Source organism: Bacillus sp. 196mf (assembly GCF_003217275.1).
Taxonomy (GTDB): Bacteria; Bacillota; Bacilli; order Bacillales; family Bacillaceae_G; genus Bacillus_A; species Bacillus_A thuringiensis_S.
Window position 1 is genome coordinate 54,696 of record NZ_QJTG01000001.1, and the last position, 24,378, is coordinate 79,073.

Below are 24,378 nucleotides of genomic sequence, written 5' to 3' on the forward strand. Positions count from 1 at the left end.
GCAGATATTCTGCCCAAGGAACAAGCTAGAAACCTTCATTGTTACTTTTTAGTTGCTGTAAACTTCAATTTCTTGTTTATCTTGACGGAAGTTATACTTCACATCTAAAGCATGTGCAACAATTAGTTCTTGCTCAGCTTTGTGAGCGAATGGATCGCCTCCAGATGGACTAGAGCGATCAGGACGTCCAATGTAACCTGTTTTCACTTTATCTCCAGCAAGTTCGAACAGAATTGGAGCCATGTAATGCCATGCGCCCATATTACGAGGTTCTTCTTGAACCCAAATGATTTCTTCTAAGTTTTTAAAGCGTTTAATAATAGATTGAACTTTCTCAGCAGGGAATGGGTACAATTGCTCAATACGAACGACATGAACTTCGTCTAAGTTGTACTCATGTTTACCAGACTCGATTTCTGCTGCTAAGTCAATCGCCATTTTACCTGTACTTAAAACAAGACGTTTTACTTTATTTGGTTTCATACCAAGGTTTTCTTGTTCTAAAGCAGGTTGGAATCGTCCTTCGCTTAACTGACTAGCAGTTGAAAGCGTAAGTGGGTGACGTAATAAACTCTTCGGCGTCATCAGTACTAATGGTCGAACAGCTTCTGTTCCTAAGATAGATGCTTGACGACGCAGGATATGGAAGTATTGTGCCGCGCTCGTTAAGTTTGCAACTGTCCAGTTATTCTCAGCAGCTAACTGTAAGAAACGCTCTGGACGTGCACTAGAGTGCTCTGGTCCTTGACCTTCATAACCGTGTGGTAATAGAAGAACTAAACCAGATTTTTGACCCCATTTTGCTCTTCCAGCTGAAACATATTGATCAAATAATGCTTGCGCAGTATTTGAGAAGTCACCATATTGCGCTTCCCACATAACAAGAGTTTCTGGAGCGAATACGTTATAACCATATTCGTAACCAACAACAGCAGCCTCTGATAACGGACTGTTATGAACAGAGAACGAAGCATTAATGTTTGGTAAACGGTGTAATGGTGAATATGTTTCGTTTGTATCAGTATCGTGTAATACGATATGACGGTGTGCGAATGTACCACGCTGTGAATCTTGACCAGTTAAACGAATTGGCGTACCTTCTTGTAAAATAGAAGCGAATGCTAACGACTCAGCAAGTGCCCATTCAATTTTACCGTTCTCTTCAAGAGCATCTTTACGGCGCTCAAGAATTTTCTTCACTTTTGGATATACGTTAAATCCTTCTGGCCAAGATAGTAGACCTTCATTAATTGCACGAAGTGAGTCAATCTCAACACCAGTATCGATTGGTTGAATACCTTTTGCAACAACATCTGGCACTTTAACGTGAATTGTTGCATCACCCGTATCAGCTGGTGGTACTTGTGCATAGTCGGATTTTAATTGCTCTTGTATAAACTGCGTAATTGTTTCAACTTCATCTGCATTTAGAACATCAGCAGCTTGTAATTGATCTGCATAAATTGCTCTTACAGTTGGGTGATTTTTAATTTTTTTGTACACTTGTGGTTGCGTAACTGCTGGGTCATCCATTTCGTTATGACCGTAGCGGCGGTAACCGATTAAATCGATTAAGAAGTCTTTTTTGAACAACATGCGATATTGAATCGCAAGGTTAGCAGCAGCAAGACAAGCTTCCGGATCATCAGCGTTCACGTGAACAATAGGAATATCGAAACCTTTTGCAAGGTCACTTGAATATTTCGTAGAACGAGAATCATAACTATCAGTCGTAAAACCAACTGCATTGTTTGCGATAACATGAATCGTTCCGCCTGTTTGATACGCGTTCAATCTGCTTAAGTTGAGTGTCTCAGATACAATACCTTGACCAGGGAATGCAGCATCACCATGAACTAAAATTACGAATGATTTTGAAGTATCTTGATCTGGAAGACCAGATTTTTTACGATTCTCTTGAGCAGCACGTGCGAAACCTTCTACTACAGGATTCACGAACTCAAGATGACTCGGGTTATTTGCTAATGTCACGCGAGTGCTAACTTCTTCGTTACTAACGACTTGTTCTCTACCTAGGTGGTATTTTACGTCGCCAGTCCAGCCAGAATTGGCTACTGCGCCTTCTATTTTTGCATGTTTGAACTCAGCAAACATGTGACTATATGGTTTTTCTAATACGTGAGCAAGTACGCTTAGACGACCGCGGTGAGCCATACCAATCATGACATCCTCTACGCCGTTCTTAGCACCTTCTAGAACAATTTCATCTAAAACAGGTACAAGCATATCAACGCCCTCGATAGAGAAACGTTTTTGCCCAACGAATGTTTTATGCAAGAATTGCTCGAAACCTTCAACAGCTGTTAAACGTTTTAAAAGAGCAGTTCGTTTTTTATTTGATAGTGGTTGACGCAATGAATTTGATTCCACCATTTGATGCAACCACGCGCGTTCTTCACTATCTTGTATATGAGAAAATTCATAAGCTAAAGATTTTGTATAAACGTCTTTTAATCTATGAATCACATCAAGTGCAGTGTGAATACCTTCTGGTGCATCTTGCCATACTGTTTTCGCTGGAATCGCTTTCAAGTCAGCATCGCTCAGTTCACTCATTGCTTTCTCAAGAAGTGATTGTCCATTTGCAGCATCTTCCATCGGGTTAATGTGAGCCAACGTGTGCCCGAAAGAACGAATTTGCTCAACAAGTTGAACGACTTTAAGAATTTTTTCAATGTTACCTGTGTTTTGAGGAGAAAAATGTGTTGCTGTGTTGTCCCCTGTTACGACATCATCTTGAAACGAAGGAGCTCCAAAAATTTCAAAAAGCTCTTGTAATTCCGGATCAACAGAACCTGCTCCAGTTACGTAAAGATCATACTGCTCAATAACATAACCAAGGTTCGGACCGTGGAACTTGGCCCAAGGGTTTGTCGTTGTATTCTTCCTCGTCATTTGTTTAAACCTCCCAATGCATATAATCCTTTTCCATACAAAGGTGCATTTTGCTCTTTTTCAATAAGTAATGAATCAATAATCAATGTAAATGTTTTCTTTACTCTTATGTTATTACAATAATTTACATAATACCAAACACTATTACTTATCTGTTTTGTAAAAAAACATTCACAATAACTTATCACCCAAGTTAATCTTTCACTTTATAAAGTAATTTTACAGAAAAATGGAGTGGATATATTTGGTATGCCTATACTAATAGCTATAATTGTTGCATTTAAATATAGGTATAATAGTTAGAATGTTTTGATAAAATTTAGTTTGAATTATGTATATTGAAATAATAAGCGCTTTCATAGATATTATACAACAATATAACGGAATATAGTATAAAAAATAAAAAATTATGAATTTATCGTAAACTTTATTTCGATAGTGTTAAATATCGAAAGGAAAATGAAGGATTTCTACAAAAAAAGTTGCTAAACATAAAAAATGGTTCATAACCCGTTAGTTTCTATAAATATGCCAAAAAACACCGTAAAACCAATAACACATTTCATCTAATAAAGAAGAGAATGAAATATTTTAAAAGGATAAAACAAATATGAAGATATTAAATTTTAAAAAAGGTGAGGAGGAAATATAGTAACGATTACATACAGTGTTCCATGTTTTATTACAAAATAGACGTGCTCAAATCGAACAAGTTTCTTCTATATAAATAGAGTGAAAAATGATTGAAATAAATGTAAAGGAACCTTGACGTAAAGTTTACTTTACATATATACTCGATATATGGAAGGAGGGAGAAATTTCCTTGGAAAATAAAATGGTCGAATACCGAAAAAAATTTGGACTATCTCAAGAAAAGTTGGCTGAGAAACTTGGAGTTTCCAGACAAACCATCATTTCAATTGAAAAGGGGAAATACGATCCATCACTTCCGCTAGCATTTGAAATAGCGAAAACATTTCAGACAACGATAGAACATGTATTTATTTATGAAGGAAAAGAAGAGGGGGAATAGGGATGAATTATTCACAAAAGTACTTTGTAATTATGGGGATTATTTTTCTATTTATGAGTGGATTTATGATATTAACAGGTATAATGACGCATTCTGCACCGCCAGCTATAACGTATCCATTGCTTGGGATGATGATTATGAGTTTCTGTCTAAGCTACTTGCACCCGCAATTTAAAGAAAAAGACGAGCGAATGAAACTTATTCGTTATAAAGGAATGTTTGTAACCTTTTTTGCATTAACAGCATATTATCTTCTTTTCTCTATCGGCTTAAACTTAAAAATACTTACACTATCTGCTACTGAATTATTGAATATACTTATGGCACTTACGATGAGTACCGTTTTTATCTCATTTGTTGTTTTGGCAAAAAGATATTAAGATGGAAGAGAGAGAGGAAGATTAACATATGCAAATGATGTATGCTTTTGGCATTGGGCTTGTATTATTTTTAGCAGTATTCTTATTTATTCGTAAAGACGTTCAAGGCGGGACGTTAACGAAAAGAGGCTTTTATAAAATGATCGGCTGTTTAGTTGTTATGTTTATTGCGATTATTGTAATGATTGTTTTAATAAGTCGGTCACTATAGAATGTAAAAACGGAACCTTACTGCGGTAAGGTTTTTTTATTGTTAAACCTAAAAATTACCACTAAATCCATTTACTATAAATAACTTATATTATATAATCCAATGAAATGATAGATAAGGAGTGTAGTATATGAATAAAAAAACTATCTTCTATTTATTAACTTGTCTACTACTTGTAGCTAGTACTGCTTATTATAATATGTAACAAACGAGAACAAGTGCCACCTATATTAGTATGGGACGAACAAGAATACTATGTTACGAATGAACCTGCCAAAGTAGAAGAAGTTGGGCAAAAACTTGGCGAAGTAACAAAGAAAATTAAAACAAGTAAAAAACCTACTAAAAATAAAGAATCTAATACATTACAAGAGAAAACAGAAGTATTCACAATGATTGAGGAAGAAAAAAGTGATTACCCGCCTTTAATCATAAAGGAAGCTTATAGTGATAAATATAGGGTAGTGAGGCCGATGTTGAAGCAAGTATTATGATGAAAAGGAGATTCATATGCAGACAGTAATTTCGTATCCGTGGGTGTTAAGAAAAATATTTGTCTTTTTCCTCCTATCGGTGCTGTTTACATTTTGATGAATAGAGGAGCGATACAAAAGAGAGATTTTATATTTATTATTTGCTGCTATGAATATATCACTTTGGTTATTGCTTATGATTTTTGATTGGAGTATGTGGATGGTAGTAGGGCATTATTTGTTTGGAGCAGTTGTTATTGTTTTTTCGAATATGAATAAGAGCTAAGCCAGCAACCTTAAAGTTGCTGGTTTTTATTTTGCTATTTATAATGAAGAAACAAATTTTTAATAGAGAGTAGTGGGCGTTATGAGATGGAAAGAGGGAACGTTTGAAAAAATAGACACGATTGACTCATCTGTTGAGCAACTTATAAACACGTTTAAGGAACAAAACTTAATTGGTGGAGCAATAATAAGCTGTTTTAAAGTGCATAACGAAAATTTTTTTAAAGAAATACCACATTCGAAAGATGGACATGAGCACTTCTTTAGAAGAATCTTCAACTCTTTAGATATAATTAATAACTTAGAAGAGTTAAAAATACATACATCAGACAAATATAAGTTTCGTTTTAAAGAGCAGCTGGCAGTTATGCTTGATGGTAGCATTGCTGCGCAAATTTTGTGGGGCGGAGCATATGAAGGGTTTAAGGAACGACCAGTTATCGCAAAACAATTAGCAGTCAATGTATGTCAATATATGTTCCAAGATCGATACGAAGATATTAAAGTGTTCGAAAGCTATCGCCCTTGGACAGATTGGTTTTACGATGTTGCGTGGGATGTTACTTGGATGGTGTTAGATAGTAGGGAACAGAAAATGTGGTTCATTTGTGCTACGGATACAGATTGATAGAAGAGGGACCTTGTAGGAATGCTGCAAGGTCCTTTATCTTTTGGGAATTAATAGAAAACGAATCATATAAATGCTATACTAAAAATGTTTGTAATGTCAGTTTCATAATATTGTATGATGCTGACTTACTAGAAAAGATAAGAGGAGAATGAACGTGCAAAAGATAAAGAAATTATTGCTATTAATGATGGTAGTAGGATTAACAGCAGGTGTTTTAGCAGGGTGTGCAAATCCGAAAGATACTACAGAAGAATTTTTAACAGCGATACAAAAAGGTGATGTAGAAAAGGCTCGTACATTTGTTGAGAGTGACAAGGAATTTAATAAACTAAATGAAAAAACAGATGATGCTGAGGCAAAAGCAATGCTAAGTGCAATTACAAAGAACTTTAAATTTGAAAAGATAGAAGAAGTATCGAAAAAGGAGGACAAAGCAGAAGTGAAAGTGAAAATTACATCTGCTGATCTATCCGTTGCTGTAACAAAAGCAGTGGGAGAAGTTATGCCAATGGCTTTCGCTAGCGCATTTAGCGAAGACAAAGAACAATCTGAAAAAGCGATCGAAAAAACAATGACCTCAACTATCATCAAAAACTTAACGGATAAAGATGCAGCAATGGCAACTCGCGAAGTTACCTTGAACTTAAAGAAAAACAAAGATGGCGATTATAAAATCGTTGCAGATGATAACTTGAAAGAAGTATTGTTTGCTAATGCGAAGTCGTTGGAGAAGATGTTTGGTGGAAAGTGATTGAATTAGATAAAAAGAGACACCATATCACGTAGAAGGTTGATATGGTGTCTCTTTTTTATGAACCTGGAGAGGTTTGAACGCACGAAGTTAATTATATAAATTAGATATTATGTTTTTTGAATTCAAGACATAAAGCTAGTTGTAACAGAGGAGGTACTGTATTCTATGTTTTCTTATGCGGATCCTGTAACGTAGAAAGGTAAAATTTCTGGACCAGATTTTAATTAGTGTTCCTTCAGCTTTAATGAGGAGGTGTACGAAGATGTTGTGACTATGCCTGCTGGATACTATTAATTGTGAAGTTAAATAAGACAACAATTTATTAGAGGAAGATTAGTTAGTTTAAGTATCAGATTTAGGTGTTTAACAGGGGTACTAATTAATTTCAGTTCTTCCATGAAAAATTATAGAAAAAGTATGGATAAACAAATTCTTGTTTTAAGTGAATTTTGTAAATGTGGGGGCTGCTTTAAATAAAGATGGTCAAACACTATGTAAATAATTGAGAGTATTAAAATATGCAGAATTGCATATTAAATATTTAAAATCTTATGCTAACCTTATAATGCGAAATATAACATTTGTTGGTAATGATTCATTTTTGAAAGATAAAAAATGAATCATTACAGTGGTATACAATTCACTGTCCTATAGCATAAACGATAATAACGAAAGCTATTTGAAGTCCATTGAAGGAAATAAGTTATTAAAAAAGATTCCTATAGGGAATTTGTTGAAAATTCAGATTCTACAAATGTCATCTTATTTTTAATGTCTTATAAGAGTGACGCCATTAAAGGGCAAAATATTGTAGTTGACTATGGATATACAATTGTATAAATAAATCATCTTGAGAATTAAGGGTGTGGATAATGAGTTTACTAATTAAAGATTTAACAAAGAAATTTGACGAGCATGTTGCAGTGAATAATTTGAATATCGAGATACCAAAAGGTGAAATATTTGGATTCTTGGGCGGGAATGGAGCAGGTAAAACGACTACATTTCGAATGATACTTGGCCTTTTATCGAAATCAAGCGGAACCATTTCATGGAATGGTAAGCCTATAAATTATGATGTAACGGATAAGATTGGGTATTTACCCGAAGAACGTGGGCTTTATGCGAAAATGACTGTCAAAGAACAAGTTAATTTTTTTGCAAAATTAAAGAACATGAAAAGTAAAGATGCAGAAAAAGAACTTCACTATTGGCTGGAGCGTTTTAATATTACTGAGCATCTGAACAAAAAGGTAGGAGAACTTTCTAAAGGGAATCAGCAAAAAATTCAGCTGATAACAGCGATTATACATAAGCCTGAACTTTTAATTTTAGATGAACCATTTAGTGGTTTAGACCCAGTAAATGTTGAAATGTTAAAAGACGCTGTTCTTGATATGCAAAAACAAGGGTCGTCAATTCTTTTTAGTTCACATCGTATGGAACATGTGGAAGAGTTATGCCAACACATTTGTATTATGCACAAAGGTGTACCTGTTGTTCAGGGTGACATTGCCAAAATTAAAAGTGATTTTGGTAAAAAGAACGTTGTAATCATTGGCGATCATGACTTTGACCATTTGAAAGAAATAAAAGGTGTAGAAAGTATGAAGAAACGTAAAAATGCAGTTACTCTTAAAATTTCATATGAAGAAGTTTCACATGTTTTATTTAAAGAGATAACAAAATTAGGATATGTTAAAAAGTTTGCAGTAGAAGAGCCTACATTAAATGATATCTTTATTGCGAAAGTAGGTGCACAAAATGAGTAGTTTCTGGACAATTTTTTTACAAAACTATAAATCTAAAGTGAAATCAAAATCATATTTTGCTATTACAATAATAGTTTCTCTGTTAATTATAGGATTGATGAATTTTGACAAGATTTATAACTTGTTTGCAGGTAACGAGGACGATCAAGTTGTTGTTGTTACAGAAAAAGAAGAATTATATTCAACCATTCATCAAGTGTTTAAAAATGTCGATAGTAAGATACAAGTTAAACGTAGCACGGATAAACAAAAAGCAGAATCAGGTGTTAAAAATGGTGATTATACATATGCAATCGTTGTAGAGGAATTGAATAATAAACAATTAAAGGCTACGTATATAACTGAGACGGATGTAAATCAGCAAGATGTTAGCAAGGTTCAAACGATTTTATCTCAAATACAATCTTCTAACTTCGCCCAGCAATTGAATCTATCGCAAGATGAATTAAAGGTGTTAACAACGCCAGTAGAAATTCATACCAAAACGGTTTCAGATAAGGTTAAAGATGGAGAACATACTGAGGGTGTAGGGATTTTAATTAATGTCTTTATCATGCTAAATTATTTAATGATATTATTGTATGCTGCACAATTAGCTACAGATGTTGCAACAGAGAAATCTTCTCGTGTCATGGAGTTAGTTGTTTCAAGTATTTCGCCTACCAAACATTTATATGCGAAGCTATTTTCAACATTATCAGCAGGTATTACGCAAATCATAATTTGGTGTTCGGTCGCAACTGTTGGGTATAAAACATCAGTTAATGATTCGGAAAATGATATTTTAAACAGTATTGATTTTAATTCTATTGCTCCTACTTTAGTGGTGTATGGGATTCTATTCTTCACATTAGGATTCTTATTATATGGCTCATTATCTTGTCTACTCGGCTCTATTATTAGTCGTATAGAGGAATCTTCTCAAGCTGTTATGCCGTTAACATTTATGTTAATTGCTGCTTTATATATCGCACTTTATGGAATGTCAAATCCAAGTAGCACGGTTGTTACCATTACTAGTTATATACCTTTCTTTACTCCTATTGTTATGCTCGTTCGAATTGGATTCCTCAATATCCCAGTATGGGAGATTGCGCTTGCATTAGCGATTCTAATCGCAACAATATGTATGATGATTGGTTTAACGAGTCGTGTTTACCGCGGTGGCGTATTATTATATGGTAAAGGCGCATTTAGTAATATCAAAAGGGCAATCAAGTTAGGGGAAAAATAAGATTGGTTTATTCATATTTAAAAAGACTACATAGTTAATCTATGTAGTTTTTTGTTGTTACGATAATTTTTATATATAAATTATCGTATTAAGCTATTTTTCAAAGAGAACTTTAAAAAGATCCCAAAAGAGAGTAAAGAATCGAGTTCTGGCGAACAACGCAGAGCGATGATTGATATAATTTATGTTTTTCTCCAAAATGAAGACAAGAAGTAGGGGGAATTTAGTTATTAATAATAATCATTTATTTGCTACATAAAGAAAACCCCTTGAATATCAAGGGGTTTTTCCTATGATCCCGACTGGCCTCGAACCAGCGACCTCCACCCTGTCAAGGTGGGGAAGTGAATGTGGGATATTACTATATGTATAATTGTTGATAATTCAACTTTTCCGATAACTCTATTAACACAATTATACATATTTGATTGAAACCCTACAAGGGATTTTAACAACAATATTTAAATTGATAACCAGTAGGATGTCGCTTATGGGTTTTTAAATAACATTGGATCGTATTCCGTGGAATGCTCAAGTGTCGACTTGCCTCGGAGATGGATTGGAACATGATTTCTTTATGTTCATTCATTGCAACAATCCGTTTTTGTTGTTTTCGATATGCCATTTTCCAATTTTCATCTTTGGAAATAACAACACAATTTTCGAGCGAATATATTTTTCCGCCGTTTAAATCTTTGTCCAATTGATAATCATGGTTATATAATAAATGTCCATTTGGCATGTGATTGTTGATGTCATACACGAAATTATCAAAATTATACCATCTTTCAGCGACTGTAACGCCTTTGGCACCGTAATATTTGTAGTTACCATTTGTTTTACAATAACATCTATCTTTCATATTTTTCCATGTTTGATATAGTGGGTGTTTCTTTTTGTTTGTCATGTCCATTCCTCCAATACTAATGTAATAGTATTGTATTGAAAGGAATTAATTTGTAAGGCTCGCTGAAACATCAACTTTGTTATCTACTTATGAATCCCTAACTTGTTCTATACGGAATACAAACAAACCACCAAGCTCAGTGAACTGGTGACGTTCAGGAAACAACTTGATAGTAAATATCATAAAAATACATAACTTGTGAAGCCGATGTTTGCATTGAAATATAGTTAATAACTATATTAATTGTTATAATAAGTTAATTGATAATAGTGAGAGAAAGGGAGAAGATACTTGGCTAACAAAGATAACGACAAAAAAGAAAATACAGAGCGATGGGCGAAAATTTTTACGTGGATTGGTTTTGCTTTAGTACCTATTGCGGTAGCGATGCCATTTATAGTTTATTACTTTGATTTTAGTTATTTAAAAGAACTTGGAGCAGTAGGGGATTTTATCGGAGGAACAACTGTCACTTTTTTAACAGGAGCTAGCGTGTTTTTACTAATCGCTACAAATATCATGCAACGAAAAGAATTGCAAATTAGTAGAGAAAGTATTGACCAATTAGTAGAGCAGACAGCTGCTTCAATACAGCAAGCTGAAGAAGCGAAAGTGGAAACTCAAATTACCAATGAAACAATGAAAAAACAACAGTTTGAAACAACATTTTTTAATATGGTTTCTTTGCATCAAAATAAGGTGGATAGGATGAACTTTGAAGGAGAAGTTGGAATCCAAATTATTGAATCATGCTTGAAATATATGAAACAAGAATATTCTAACGCCGTAAGTGATAGATTTAAGAAAAGATATATTGATGATGATTATAATGAAATTGTGGGATTGTTTAAATTCTTACGTACAAAAGGGATTACGAAATATAGACATTTTAAGTTGGAGGATAAGGAAGAGGTATTAAAAGCATATGATAAGTTGGAATTTGAATCCATATTAAAATATAAAAAGGAAAACGTCATGATTAGAGAATATTCTAAAGAATTGATGGAATCCGAGGATGAATATAAAATAGGCATGGCATATTACAATATGAAGATGCGCTATAGTAGTATTTTAAAAAGCTATATTAATAGCTTATCTGTAATAATACAATTTCTTCGTGATAGTGAATATGAAAAGGAAGATATAAGAAATAATACCCAAAAGTATAAAATATATCGGGAAATCTTATTTTCACAGTTTGCTCCTAGTGAAATGTTGTTATTATATTATCATGTTCAATATGCTTTGGTGAGTCCTTGGCAAACAGATTCTTCAGAGTCAGAGTCGACGGAAAGTATATGGTTAAAAGAAGAATTAAAGGTCTATGATTTATTTTATACTGATTTACCTATGGATAGATTCTTGTTTAGAGCTACAGATGTGAAGAATATGGTGGAATTGTTAAAATAATGGGGAGATTCGCATAATCATATGTACGTTAGTAAAAAATTTTATTAAATTCAATAGATATATATCCGAATAAAATAAAAACCACCAGTTTCTTACTGGTGGTTCGTAATCATTTAATTTCAATAAAACTAGCTGGTGCGCAAATCCCATTTCGAATTTCGTTAAATTTATAACTTGTGAAATCATTGTTTCTCTCGGCTTTCAGGATTTTCATGATCTCATAAAACGGTTTGTGAGCTATTGAGGCAACATCAAGAGCATAATATATATTGTAATCACTCGTGGTATCTTCGCATTTGTACCATTCAACAATAATACCTGTTTCTGTGTTTAATTTTTCCATAACAAAATCATATGGTTTTTCTGTTGTATATCCCAAAACTTCATCTACATTTGAACCTCTGTGTGGGTCAAATACCATTAAATTATTCATTTCTTTGTTGTGAAAAATTTTTTTCACTTTCCCTGAGCCAAGTTTTACATACGGTTTTTCCAATTTTGTAAATGTGAATGTTTTCATAATAAAAATTCCTCCATTGTATTTATATAGTTATATTTCCGTATATTAGGAGCTCATTCAAGAGCCCCATTGATAATTTATTACTTAGTTGTTGTTATTTGCTTCTAAATATGCTTTACCAATTTCATCATTATATTTTGTTGCAAGATGGCTTGCTAACATCAGGATAATCAAATTAGAGTTGTGAATGATGATTTTTTGAGCTTCAATTGATTCGTCTTGATTTTTGATAATTTTATCTTGTCGCTCAAGGTTGAACTTGCTACTAAGAATATCGTCTTCAAGACAAGTAGCAACTTCTTCAATGAAATATTCATCAAATTCCCCATCGAAATCTCGTTGGATATCAACATTAGCATATGTTCCCATTTCAATTATCCATTCTGATAAATTTTTAAGTTCCGCTTTCAGCTCATCATTTTCCGCTTTCAGTGATACTGCCATTTCTTTTGTTGTTTTTGTTTTTTTAATTTCTGTTGTCATAATAATTAATTCTCCATTTCATTTTTCGTTTTATTTTTTTGTAATTTCGTCTATCACACAACTATTATATTGATGTAGTAAAAAATGTAAGGCAGCCAAATAGACTTTTCTCATTTTTATTTTTTCTTCATATAATGTATCGTTTAGATGTTCATTTTTCATTACACCGCTATTGTAGTGTGAATTTTTCAATTGTAAACTTTTTTTCAAAACTTTTTCTGAGACGAGTTTCTTCATATACATAAGAAAAGTAAGTAATATTTTTTATCTAATATGGTAATAATTAGCTATAACTTATTAGGAGTGATATGTATGTTATCTGAGGTAAATTATGAATGTATGACTACCTCCGAAAGATTGGAACATTTCAGCCGTTTAATGAAAGCTTTTAAGAATAAAAATGATATAAGGACGAAAAACTTTGTCGGTGATATTGGGGAAACGGTGGCAATTGATTTTTATAACAAATCATCATCTTTGCCCAATTTACGTTTGGTCGAAATAGGGGCGAAAGATATTGATGCCATCAGTGATACCAACGAGCGATATAGTATAAAAGCGTCAAGTGGAAGTGCTACAGGAATATTTAAAGGATTGAATCCACCAAATTCCAATTTGCCTGAAGAGAAGAAATTTGATTATGCAATTGTTGTGCTTTTCAATGATGATATGAAGCTAAGAGGCATGTACGAATTTGATTGGCAATCGTTTTTAGAAGTTAAATTGTGGAGTAATACTCATACGGCGTGGTATATAAATATAAGCGAAAAATCGAAACGCAAATCCAAAATAATATACGAGCGATAACATACATAAGAAATAACAAAAGGTAGCTCTAAGCGGAGCTACCTTCATTTCATATCCTTAATCATTTCCATGCGTTCTAACCGTCGAGCTTCCCGTTCTTGTTCTTGCCTTATAGTTTCACTATCTTTATGAAATAAATCGCCCCACACGGTAATAGTAAACATTATCATCATTACTATTACCGGCACGAATAATAGGATCGTTTTTATTCGTTCAAAATCTACTGGTTTTTTCGCCATGAATATATCTTTCATTCGGATATTTGTCTAAAGCTTGGTCTAACCTTTCATCGTGTAGGAACATGTAACATTGCCATTCTGGTTTACTTCGATTGCGTGTGGAATATAGGAACTGGCAATCATTTTTCACAAGATATTGAAACAACGAGTATTTGTATACAACCTTTACAGATTCTTTTCTCTTCATTTGTATTTCCCCTCTCATTGGTAAAACCAACTCCGACAATTTGTCCGAGTTGGAATTTTGTATTTGCGAAATTTTGTCGCAGTTGAAATCTAACATCGCCAGTAACGATGTTGAAGGTCATCTGGAATGACCTTGGGATTCGAGGTAATTTCAAATTACCTCAGGATTTAACACCTTTCAAAACATCTTCGATTTGTTCTGCAACCATCATGTCGAATAGCTTTATGACATGAAGTAAGTCGCAACATCTTGTTTCTTCGAATATTTCCGCTAGTAATCTAGCATCATTTAACAATCCCTTTTCTACATAAAACTCCATTGTTGTCATTCCAAGGAATGTGTCCTTGTGTACATAAAATAAAGTCGTCAGTGCTCCTATTGCTGAATGGACATTTTGTCTTTTCATTTTTAACTAACCTCCTAATTTATTACATTTTATATATTATAATACATTTAGAGTGATTCTTAAATAAGAATTGAAAAAATTTCGTGGCTAAGTTTACATCGCAAAACTTCTCAATATAATAGCGGTGTTATGTAAAAACGACACGAAAAAATTTTAAACCACACGGACAATAAACGCCCAAGAGTTTGAGAAACTATTAATAGAAATCTCGACTTTGTCCGTTTACTGTCCCATAGACGGAGGATATATATAATGAAAAAGAATTACATTACAGATGTTATCACCAAAAAAAATGTGGAAGATATTTTGAAACCAGGATTCAGCCTAATCGCCTCCCCCACAGGGACGGGCACATCAACATTCATCATCGAAGATTTAATCAAACCGATGTTTAGAAATAAAACGTACGGATTCGGTAGTGGAAAGTATCATGATTTCGCTAGTGCAAATTCATTATTACTTTCTAACAGAACAGCGGTACGGATTAAGACCGAAGAAGATGTAACGAATTTATATGAAAAAATGGGCATTTTCTCATCGTCTAGTGTCGATGTAAACAGTTATCAAAAGGTATCAACAACAAAGAAAACAATTAACGATATTGACGAAGCAGACGTTATTATATGCGATGAATCGCATTACTTCATTGCAGACGCTTGGAATTTAACAACTGTTCGTATCATGTTAAAACTTATTGAAGTAGCCAAAACAAAACCTGTTATCCTGTTTACCGCAACACCACAATTGATCCTCGAATATTTGAAGTTCAGAAGTATCCAATTGAACACATTCTTGGATTACCGCAAAGAACTTGGTTGGGAAAACAGAATGGACTTCATTTGCTCCAACAAACCATTAAAGGAAATCCTGAAGGACATTCCTAAAGGTGAAAAATGGCTGGTATTTGTGGAAGATGGCAAATCACGAAAAATGATAAAAAGATTGTGCGAGAAATTAAACGAAGAAGGATATGATGTAGAATATTACCATTCTATGTGGATCCAAACACGAGACGGCAAATTTACTGGTTTGAAAGATGAAGCCATGCAAGCAAAAATCGGATTGTTAGTACAAGACAAAAAATTTACAACTCAAGGAGCCCTTGCAAATAAAGCGATTGATAATGGCATTGACCTAAAGGACAAGAACTTGAAGCATATCATCCTTCTAAATCAATTCGACCATGTGCAAATACAACAGATGATTGGGCGCAAGCGCTTTGACGTAGACGATGAGAGCGACAGATTAACAGTTTGGTTCACAACTGAAAAGAAGCCAGTTTTAAGCAACACTTACAAAAGGCTGACTGATGCAATCGAAGTCTGTTTCAAATACAACAATTATCACGACGATATGATTGATAAATTCCGCTATTCAACTAAGGTGGAATTTGAAATGAATGAAGTAGAGTTCACCGACGAGAAATTGGAAAAAGCAACTTTAGAAAAAGTGTACAAGATGTTTTTGGAGAAATATGAAGACGAAGAAATAGAAGAAAGAATCGTAGCATTAAAATTGAATCGTCACCACTTACAAAATGAACATTACGTGGGATTACTAACATTCCAGAAAAAATATATTATTCCACTATTAATGGAAGACCAAGTGGAAGAAACAGATGCAACGGGATCTTCAAAATCTGTTATGAAAAAGTCCATTGTACGCAATTATCAAAATCTAGTAAAAGAATTGTTCGGGCGCTTATCTAAGTTGTTATGGTCAAGCACGTATGATGCAAAGCAACAAGAATTTAACAATCGTGTAGCAAATGAATTAGCACCGTACTTGGAATCCCTCGAAAGCATCCAACTGATGAATAAAACCAAGCGAGATTTTGAAGCACAAATCAGTTATTACTATGGAGCTTCAAAGAAAAATGACAGATTAGCAAGCTTTACAAATATCAACAAATTTATACGTGAGCATGATTTCGTGGTTAACAAAACACGTAAAACGATTGCAGGAGAAAAAACAACAATCTGGACGATTGAAAAAATATAAATCACATGGGACACAAGACGGACATTTTTTGAATTTGTATTAATATTTTTTCAAAAGCACGTCCGTTTACTGTCCGTAATAAAAAGGAGAGTAAATCATGGAAGAAAACGTTAAACTAGCAATGAGTGAAGCAATGATGGCAAATAAAATTACAGAAGTGTTTGCGATACTAGATAAATATAATATCAACTCTGGAGAAGATTATATGATTATACGATTGTTTGAAGAGTCCGAGGAAGCAAGCAGAGAAGCACGTGAACGTACCAAGCGTATTGAACAAGGTAGAAAAATTGACCGATTAAAAAAGAAATATGGTTATTTACAGGATCTGTCGGATAATCAAGTAGATGTGTTCTATGCACATTTGTTATATGAAAAGAATCCGAATGATATATTCAACACTCGTTACGAGCATCTTGTATTTGAGTGTTCGCATAAACGACGTATCAAACGACAACAAGTAAAACAGGAGCAACTATTTTCTCAAGGTTTGATTAAAAAGAAATACGATGACCGAACACTGGAAGAAGTGTATTCAACATATGCAGGTAACTATGGCTTCGGTTCATATACAGATGAAACATATTATATATTAAGCATATATGAAGCAAAGCATTGTAAAGCATGCGAACATTTAATTGAGTGCAAATGCAAATAGCATAGTAAACAACTATGTATTTGTGTACTCGAGAAACGTATATATATATTATAAATCAAAAATACGGAAAATATGAAAGATACAAGAAATGCAAGAATAGCAAGAAATAATATTTCAAGCCCCCGTCCAAAAAAGAAAAAAGTAAGGAGGGTCAAAGGACAGGGAGGTGGTCCAAAACTAAAAAATTTTTCCCCAACTTTTAGAATTTCAGAAAATGACGTTTTTTAGACGTGGAAAATTGCGTAGAACCGCACCACTGATGGGTTTCCATCCCCAACTTTGATAAAAAACATGCATTTTTTATGTCATTTTTGTGCGTTTTTTACGCAAAAATCTATAGAAAATTGCGTGTTTTATAGGTATATATTAATTCTTAAAAATTATTATCCTGATAAATAAGAGCTCAAAATATAATCAAATTTATTATATATAAACTAAAAAATGGATTTATATAACAATAAAACTTTATAATTTATGGCATAATAGGAATAAATTAATCTTTTATGATGGATAGTGATTGTATAAATATATTCAATAAAATCATGGAATTATATCTTTAATTAAACTGGGATGGAGTGATTGTGATGAATGAAATAGAAATAAAAATGTTTCCTGCTTCATATGGAGATAGTTTTTTAGTGACCTGTAAAGGTGAGAAACATACTCATATTTTAATAGATATGGGTTTTAAGAGTACATATGATAAAACAATAAAAAAAGAGCTTAAAGAGATTAGTAAAGAAGGTGGGAAACTATCTTTATTGGTTTTTACGCATGTTGATGCAGATCATATCTTAGGTGGAATTAAGTTTTTGGAAGAAAACGGTGATGTGGTGAGTCCAAAGATAATTGAAGTTGATGAGATTTGGCATAATAACTATAAGCACTTGCAATTTGAGAAAAAACAGAAACTTAAAGAGAAAAAAGAGATGGAAGATAGTTCGAAAGAAATTTTGACTAGAATAGTTAATAAAGGTCATGGTAAAGAAATAGGTGTAAAAGAATTATCAAACATAAGCTTTGAACAAGCTTGGACTTTGGTAGGAGCACTTTGTAAAAATGGATACACGGATAGGTGGAATAAAACCTTCCAGCATCAAGCAGTTTCAGTATTGAAAGAGGGTAATACTTTAAGGACACTCAGTATTAATGATGAAGTTAAAATTACTATTCTTTCACCTGATGAAAAAAATTAAATGAACTAGATGAAGCTTGGGAATCAAGATTGATTGAACTGGGCTTTAAAGATAAGGTAGAGAGTAATGAATTAATGGAAGATGCTTTTGAAATTCACATGGCAAATATTATTGAAAATAAAAGGAAGTCACGTAAAGTAAGACCCGTCTCTGGAGAGGAAATAGATATTGATGCTATTGCTAATCAAGAATTTGAAACTGACCGTAAACCAGTGAATGGCAGCTCAATAGCATTTATACTGGAATTAGGTAAGAAGAAGGTACTTTTTTTAGGAGATTCTCATTCAGAAACAATTGAACAATACTTAAAAGAAATATTAGCAAATAGTAATCAAGAAAAAATATATTTTGACGCAGTTAAGATATCTCATCACGGTAGTAAACATAATACTAGTAAAGCATTACTAGATTTAATTGATACTGATACTTATATTATTTCTACTAATGGGAAAAGTTTTAACCATCCAGATATAGAAACACTGTATAGAATTATTACAAGTAATAAAGAAAAAAAGAAAAAAATTATTTTCAACTATAAACCAGTACGATTATTTAATAAAATCAATAATCAGGAATTAAAAAATAAATATAAATTTGAGATAGAATATACAAATGATTTAGCGGAAGATATTATAAATGAAATTACCAAGATTAGCATTAAGTAATTTTATTTATGCTAATAAATAGCTATTGGAGGAATAGTATAGGCATGAGTGAAATCTTTTATCAAATAACTGCAAAGTTATCGTGCAGTAATCAAGCTACTGCATTTTTAATTAATGAGAAAATTGCTTTGACTGCTAGACATGCAGTTAAAGCGCATATATCGGACAGTGTAGATATTTCTTTAGAATTCTATACGGACAGTGGAAGTAGTAATATGATATCTGCAAAAGTAATTGGTGAGAGTGAAATATATGATGTTGCCATCTTAGAGTTAGAAGAAAAAATAGTACATGCTAAAAATTGGATTACACTAAGCAGCCAACAGATATCATCAGAAGATAAATGGGAAACAGTTGGATTTCCTAGGGATTGGGATAGTTCAGCAGAAGGAAGTAAATTTTGTTATTTAAAAGGCGATGTATTTCAAGTAAGTGGCTTTGATAATACAGCTATCTATGACATACATTTGAGCAGTAAGCATCTTAATGAAGGATTCGATTATGACCTTAAAGGTTTGTCAGGCTCGCCGATACTGATTGATGGAGAAATTAAAGGGATTGTTATAGCGCAAGAATATAGCATGGTTAACGCACCTATTAAAGTTATAAGTATAAATAAAATAGTAAGGTTTCTTGAAGAATACAATGTGAAAATTAATACATCGTTTGGTTCTAAATCTAATCTTGTTAATATTAGGCTCGATTGTCAAAAAGCTAAATGTGAAGAATTGTTTGGGAAAATAGAATATAAAAGTGAAAATCCACTAGCTAACTTAAAAGTTAATTCATTTCATCTGAAATATAATGATGATGGAACACCTAAGACTGATGAATTATCTCAATACCTGTCAAATGTAATTAATCAGTACGCATGTACCTTAGCGGAAGTTGAAGAAGGACATAAAAATCTGATATATAATTTTTCGAATATAATAATGAAAACAAATGTTGCTATTGCACAGTTACAAAAGGATGATAAATTAGGCTCCTTAATACTTTGGATGCTTGTAGAAGGTGTATTAGGTGCCCCGAAAGGATGTCTTAGGGCAAGCATATATGAAAACCCCGAAGTTTCTACGAAAGTACATATAGGAATGAACTATGACAATCAACTTTTATTATATTTAGGGGATGGTAACCTAAATACAGATTTAAAATCAGCAGTCTCAAATTCAATTGAATCTTTACAATATGTAAACAATATAGAAGAAGATATTTTTATAATGGACGATTACATACATAAACAAGTGGAGGAAAGTAAATTAAAGGATTTATTATCTGAATTTCAAAATCCAATCAGCAGAAATTGGGAGAATGTCTCTTTAGAAATAACTGTATTTACGGGGCATGATTGGGAAGTATTAAAAGGTATTGAAAAGCTGAGATTATCTAAAGATCAAGTTGAAAAAGTTATAATTGAAAAATATATAAAAGAGTGTATTGGAAATGAAGAATATATTTGTAATTTATTAAAAGAAAAAACTCATTTTCACAATTTAAAAATTAATTGGTTCATCCTTCCATTTAAGAATGTTGGTGAGTTTGAGCAATTACTCTTAAATAAACTGTCAAAAATAGGGGGAGCGAGATGAGCTTTAATGATATTGTAAGTGAACTAGATAAGGAGATTTTATTAAACTTATTAAAGAAACTAAAGAAGATAGAAGTACAAAGAGATTTATTTTCTACAGTTACTGAAACTATTAGTTTAACTGAAATTAAGATATTAGCTGAATGTGCTAATATCTTGGCTATGTCTTCAACCCCCGAGAATAAGAGACAAGCTTTAGAAATTGCAATCTCTTTACCCAAATTAAATAGTAGTAAAGGGGTATATTTAAGCTCATTTTTAGCATTAAGAAAACTGGGGAATTTCCCAGCAATTCAATTGCTAGAAAGTAAGAGTGGAATAAGTGAATATAAAGATTTATTGGATGGAGTTACTGCACTCGAAGAATATATTATAGAAAGTTTTAATGAAAAAAGCTTTATTGATAAACAGTATCTTTTAACTAACTTTCAAAAAAAGGTATTCGAGATTGTAAATGGCCATCAAGGAATAAGTATATCCGCCCCAACTTCCGCTGGTAAATCATTTATTGTCTTGAACTATATTTTAGATTTAATTTATCAGGAGCGCAAAAATATTACAGTTATTTATATTGTTCCAACACGAGCACTTATTAAACAAGTGATGAATGATTTTATTGAGTATATTAATGAATTAGGTTTGAAAAATATTTATGTAGGGTGTTCATCGGAAATTGAAAATATTACAGGTAGCGTAGGTAAATCAAATATTTTAGTTTTAACTCAAGAAAGATTGTATCAACTTTGTACAAAGGCTGATGTAATTAAATTAAATATATCTATGATTGTTGTTGATGAGGCACATAATATTCAAAGTGGTGGGAGAGGTGTTTTATTAGAAGGTGCTTTGAAGTTTGTACAAGCACTGTTTCCTAATGCAAAAACATTGTTTGCTAGTCCTTTAGTTAGTAATCCCGAAAAGCTACTTACTACATTTAATATTATGGATGGAGAAAAAGAAAAGGATTACTTCCCATTAGTAATCCAAAATATAATCACGGTAAAAAACATTAAGCAGAATCTTAAGGTAAGTGTTATGTACGAAGATGAAGAAATAGAAGTTAGTAGAATACCATATGAAGACGAAGGAAAATCAAAAGCGAGAATTCTTGCAAATGTTGCAATAAAACTATGGAATAACCAAACTTCCATAGTTTATTCAAATGAACCATTGTTATCTACTGATGTTGCAAGAATCTTATTTGAAAGTGGACACTTCCCTGTGTTAAGTGATGAACGATTGGAAGATTTTGCGGAGTTTATTGAAGAGTATATTTCAACTGAATATGAGTTAGCAAAATTTATAAGATGTGGAATCGCATTTCATTTCGGTTCTTTACCAGCAATTATTAGGGCAGGCATAGAAGAATTATTTAAAGTTGGTGCATTGAAAATTGTGAGCTGCACTTCTACCTTATTAGAAGGGTTAAATATGCCGGCTAAAAATATTTTTATATATAAACCAGAAAAAGGTAGACATAATCCTATGGATAAACTTAATTTTTGGAATTTAGCTGGTAGGGCAGGGAGAATGGGGAATGATTTTTCAGGAAATATAATTTGTATAGATCCAGAAAAATGGCGGGAAAACCCTTTGTTGGGTGAAAGGTCATTTCCTATAGTTCCATCTTCTGAATATAAATTAAAAAATCAAGTTAATGAATTTAAAGATTATATTTCGGATAGAAAAAAACCATCCGGTATGGATGATTACAGTGAACAATTAGTTTCGATGGTAGTTCGAGATAGATTAGAAGGTAAAAGATTAATTGATTCCTCTTATATGGATGAAAATAACGAAGAAGATTTAATGGAAATTGATGAAGTTGCTGATATGATTATTAATGAATTTAAGCCACCTTTAAGTTTATTAAGTAATACTCCAGGGATAATGCCGGACAGAATTAATGATCTATGGGAGTATTTTAAAGAAAATGAGTGGAATTATAAAGAATTGATGCCAGTATTTCCTGTGTATTTATTTGATAAAGGATATTTTAGATTTAAAACCATTGTAGAATTAATTAATAAATTCTTTATGAATGATAAAGAGTGGGGGGAAAGATATGTAAATAAACTATCCATAACTAGTTATGAATGGATGACTGGAAAATCTCTCTCTCAGATTATTTTTTATGACAAGAAGACTAGTAAGTATACTCATAAAGAATTAACTAGACATGTTAAAGCTGAAATAGAGTTTTTAAATAAACAAATTCGTTATCAAATGGTAAAATATACACAAGTGTATTTAGAAGTTCTAAAGGTGTTTTTAGAATCCATAAATAAAAAAGATGAAGCAGAAAGATTAATTAAAATATCTTCATTTTTAGAATTTGGAGCTTGTTCAACTCCTGCACTTGAATTTATGGCAATAGGACTTCCAAGAGAGGCAGCAATAAGGTTAGATATAGAATTTGGCAAAAATCATAAGGTAGAAGATCCAAACTATTATTTAGAGTGGTTAAAAACTTTAGATGTTAATACTCTAGAAATGCCAAATTATTTAAAACAACAAATAGTTCAGGTGCAAAAGATTTTTTAATAATATAAAAATAGGTGATTTATATAAAAGACAGAGAACTGATACATTGTGCTCTGTCTTTTTATTTTAGGTTGTGATATTAATCTTCATAAGTAACCATTATGTAGGAAGGGAGGTTTTTCCTATCATATTCTTCTAAAGTGTCTTTGGTATTGTTAATTAAGGATTCAACATAGGAAGGGAGTTTAGTAAAATTATAAGTAGAGTCCTTGAAGAAAAAATCCCACCCATTGTTTCTACTTTTGAAAAACGTAGAATGATAATGATGATAAGTGTCGTATAAACTACGGGCTAAGGATTTATTGCAATCGTTTGAGCAAAAAAGGGTGTAGATTGGAATACCTTTCAATTCGTTGAAAGAAAAGGTATTTTTGGTTGTCCCACGCTTTTTAGAATGTGGCTGGTTTAATAAGGATTGGACATGGTATGCACATGTATAGGTAAAGCTTAAAGCTTTTTTGTTTAATGGAATATGTGGGAACTGATTTAAATATGTTACTTTGCTTAAAGTCTCATCATTTAAGCAATTATAAAAACAGTAGATTGGAATCGCTCTAATACTTCTTGTATCTCCTAAATTATTTTTCTCTGAATTTTCTATTAATTTATCGACTTGTCTAGTAATAGATCCACTTCCTGTGGCATTTTTATAATTGTGTTTTAGGAAATACTTTTGGTTCTCTCTGAGTTTTTTTGCTTGTATACGAAAGGCAACCCAACTTTTTTTCTTATTAGAGCCTACAAACCATAGAAAATCTGTACCTAACTCAAATTCCTCCGATTTATTGCAATGTTTTATAATAGTATTCAAACCCATCTTCTCAATGTGAAATTTTAAGTCAATAAGCATAAGTTCTGTTAGGGTTTCTTCTTGAATTTTGATACCAAGTTCTTGTGCTATTTTCATGGTAGCATATAATTTGTTTGTTTCTCTTATGGATAAATGGCATAAGTTCATTTGATTGTCACCGTCCTAATATAAATATGTATAATATACTATATGAATTTTGTGTATTTTGGTATAAAAATAGTAATGCTATTGAATATTTCAAAGAAGATAAGGAATTATAAAAAA

22 protein-coding genes and 2 pseudogenes are annotated in these 24,378 nt (G+C 32.4%); 18 read left to right on the top strand and 6 right to left on the bottom strand.

Annotated features, from left to right (window positions below; genetic code table 11):
• Positions 1-48 precede the first annotated feature (48 nt).
• Complete coding sequence (odhA, locus tag ATL10_RS00300) at positions 49-2,916, bottom strand: 2-oxoglutarate dehydrogenase E1 component (RefSeq protein ID WP_090975847.1); 2,868 nt, start codon at positions 2,914-2,916, stop codon at positions 49-51.
• Between the two features lie 823 nt (positions 2,917-3,739).
• On the opposite strand from odhA, the gene ATL10_RS00305 reads away from it, so the two are divergent.
• The 9 genes and pseudogenes from ATL10_RS00305 (at position 3,740) to ATL10_RS00350 (ending at position 9,689) form a co-directional block, all read left to right on the top strand.
• Positions 3,740-3,949 (top strand): helix-turn-helix transcriptional regulator, encoded by a 210-nt coding sequence (locus ATL10_RS00305; RefSeq protein WP_000428506.1) that lies wholly within the window; start codon positions 3,740-3,742, stop codon positions 3,947-3,949.
• Between the two features lie 2 nt (positions 3,950-3,951).
• The gene (locus ATL10_RS00310; protein ID WP_001109901.1) at positions 3,952-4,329 is read left to right on the top strand and encodes a hypothetical protein; all 378 of its coding nucleotides are present in this window, start codon (positions 3,952-3,954) and stop codon (positions 4,327-4,329) included.
• A 28-nt stretch (positions 4,330-4,357) separates the two neighbouring features.
• Positions 4,358-4,540 (top strand): DUF3976 domain-containing protein, encoded by a 183-nt coding sequence (locus tag ATL10_RS00315; RefSeq protein ID WP_001178303.1) that lies wholly within the window; start codon positions 4,358-4,360, stop codon positions 4,538-4,540.
• Between the two features lie 130 nt (positions 4,541-4,670).
• Positions 4,671-5,034 (top strand): annotated as a pseudogene (locus ATL10_RS00320) (hypothetical protein).
• Between the two features lie 16 nt (positions 5,035-5,050).
• Positions 5,051-5,299, top strand: a pseudogene (locus ATL10_RS31680) (hypothetical protein).
• 81 nt (positions 5,300-5,380) lie between these two features.
• Positions 5,381-5,926, top strand: coding sequence for a hypothetical protein (locus ATL10_RS00330; RefSeq protein ID WP_139213193.1), 546 nt, complete (start codon positions 5,381-5,383; stop codon positions 5,924-5,926).
• A 157-nt stretch (positions 5,927-6,083) separates the two neighbouring features.
• Complete coding sequence (locus ATL10_RS00335) at positions 6,084-6,680, top strand: DUF4878 domain-containing protein (protein WP_139213194.1); 597 nt, start codon at positions 6,084-6,086, stop codon at positions 6,678-6,680.
• 875 nt (positions 6,681-7,555) lie between these two features.
• Positions 7,556-8,455 carry an ABC transporter ATP-binding protein gene (locus tag ATL10_RS00345; RefSeq protein WP_100910004.1) on the top strand — a complete coding sequence of 300 codons (900 nt, stop codon included), beginning with the start codon at positions 7,556-7,558 and terminating at the stop codon, positions 8,453-8,455.
• Positions 8,448-9,689, top strand: coding sequence for an ABC transporter permease (locus ATL10_RS00350; RefSeq protein WP_110496202.1), 1,242 nt, complete (start codon positions 8,448-8,450; stop codon positions 9,687-9,689). Before ATL10_RS00345 ends, ATL10_RS00350 begins: the two co-directional genes overlap by 8 nt.
• A 448-nt stretch (positions 9,690-10,137) precedes the next feature.
• On the opposite strand, the gene ATL10_RS00355 is transcribed toward ATL10_RS00350, so the two are convergent.
• On the bottom strand, positions 10,138-10,602 hold the full coding sequence (locus ATL10_RS00355; RefSeq protein WP_110496204.1) for a hypothetical protein: 465 nt from the start codon (positions 10,600-10,602) through the stop codon (positions 10,138-10,140).
• A 285-nt stretch (positions 10,603-10,887) separates the two neighbouring features.
• Between ATL10_RS00355 and ATL10_RS00360 the strand changes: the two genes are divergently transcribed.
• Positions 10,888-12,006, top strand: coding sequence for a hypothetical protein (locus tag ATL10_RS00360; protein WP_110496206.1), 1,119 nt, complete (start codon positions 10,888-10,890; stop codon positions 12,004-12,006).
• Between the two features lie 109 nt (positions 12,007-12,115).
• On the opposite strand, the gene ATL10_RS00365 is transcribed toward ATL10_RS00360, so the two are convergent.
• Positions 12,116-12,526, bottom strand: coding sequence for a hypothetical protein (locus ATL10_RS00365; protein WP_110496208.1), 411 nt, complete (start codon positions 12,524-12,526; stop codon positions 12,116-12,118).
• 84 nt (positions 12,527-12,610) lie between these two features.
• A complete protein-coding gene (locus tag ATL10_RS00370) occupies positions 12,611-13,009 on the bottom strand; it encodes a hypothetical protein (RefSeq protein WP_258375755.1) in 399 nt (132 codons plus the stop codon).
• A gap of 312 nt (positions 13,010-13,321) precedes the next feature.
• On the opposite strand from ATL10_RS00370, the gene ATL10_RS00375 reads away from it, so the two are divergent.
• On the top strand, positions 13,322-13,816 hold the full coding sequence (locus ATL10_RS00375; protein WP_258375756.1) for a DUF6998 domain-containing protein: 495 nt from the start codon (positions 13,322-13,324) through the stop codon (positions 13,814-13,816).
• 586 nt (positions 13,817-14,402) lie between these two features.
• On the opposite strand, the gene ATL10_RS00390 is transcribed toward ATL10_RS00375, so the two are convergent.
• A complete protein-coding gene (locus ATL10_RS00390) occupies positions 14,403-14,648 on the bottom strand; it encodes a hypothetical protein (RefSeq protein WP_110496216.1) in 246 nt (81 codons plus the stop codon).
• Positions 14,649-14,900: 252 nt separating this feature from the next.
• Here ATL10_RS00390 and ATL10_RS00395 point away from each other — a divergent pair, with 252 nt between their 5' ends.
• The 7 genes from ATL10_RS00395 to ATL10_RS00415 all read left to right on the top strand — a co-directional run bounded on the left by ATL10_RS00395 (position 14,901) and on the right by ATL10_RS00415 (position 23,303).
• Positions 14,901-16,649, top strand: a complete 1,749-nt coding sequence (locus ATL10_RS00395; RefSeq protein ID WP_110496218.1) for a DEAD/DEAH box helicase family protein — start codon at positions 14,901-14,903, stop codon at positions 16,647-16,649.
• Between the two features lie 97 nt (positions 16,650-16,746).
• Positions 16,747-17,307, top strand: coding sequence for a hypothetical protein (locus tag ATL10_RS00400; protein ID WP_074532167.1), 561 nt, complete (start codon positions 16,747-16,749; stop codon positions 17,305-17,307).
• Positions 17,308-17,379: 72 nt separating this feature from the next.
• Entirely contained in the window at positions 17,380-17,535 is a 156-nt protein-coding gene (locus ATL10_RS31015) for a hypothetical protein (protein ID WP_181419312.1), read from the top strand.
• Between the two features lie 356 nt (positions 17,536-17,891).
• On the top strand, positions 17,892-18,503 hold the full coding sequence (locus ATL10_RS31690; protein ID WP_258375757.1) for an MBL fold metallo-hydrolase: 612 nt from the start codon (positions 17,892-17,894) through the stop codon (positions 18,501-18,503).
• 29 nt (positions 18,504-18,532) lie between these two features.
• Positions 18,533-19,168 (top strand): ComEC/Rec2 family competence protein, encoded by a 636-nt coding sequence (locus ATL10_RS31695; RefSeq protein WP_258375758.1) that lies wholly within the window; start codon positions 18,533-18,535, stop codon positions 19,166-19,168.
• A gap of 44 nt (positions 19,169-19,212) precedes the next feature.
• Positions 19,213-20,760 (top strand): HamA C-terminal domain-containing protein, encoded by a 1,548-nt coding sequence (locus ATL10_RS00410; RefSeq protein ID WP_181419313.1) that lies wholly within the window; start codon positions 19,213-19,215, stop codon positions 20,758-20,760.
• A complete protein-coding gene (locus tag ATL10_RS00415) occupies positions 20,757-23,303 on the top strand; it encodes a DEAD/DEAH box helicase (protein ID WP_110496222.1) in 2,547 nt (848 codons plus the stop codon). The genes ATL10_RS00410 and ATL10_RS00415 overlap by 4 nt, the downstream gene beginning before the upstream one ends.
• A 79-nt stretch (positions 23,304-23,382) precedes the next feature.
• On the opposite strand, the gene ATL10_RS00420 is transcribed toward ATL10_RS00415, so the two are convergent.
• On the bottom strand, positions 23,383-24,261 hold the full coding sequence (locus ATL10_RS00420; protein WP_074532153.1) for a DUF6615 family protein: 879 nt from the start codon (positions 24,259-24,261) through the stop codon (positions 23,383-23,385).
• Between the last annotated feature and the right edge of the window lie 117 nt (positions 24,262-24,378).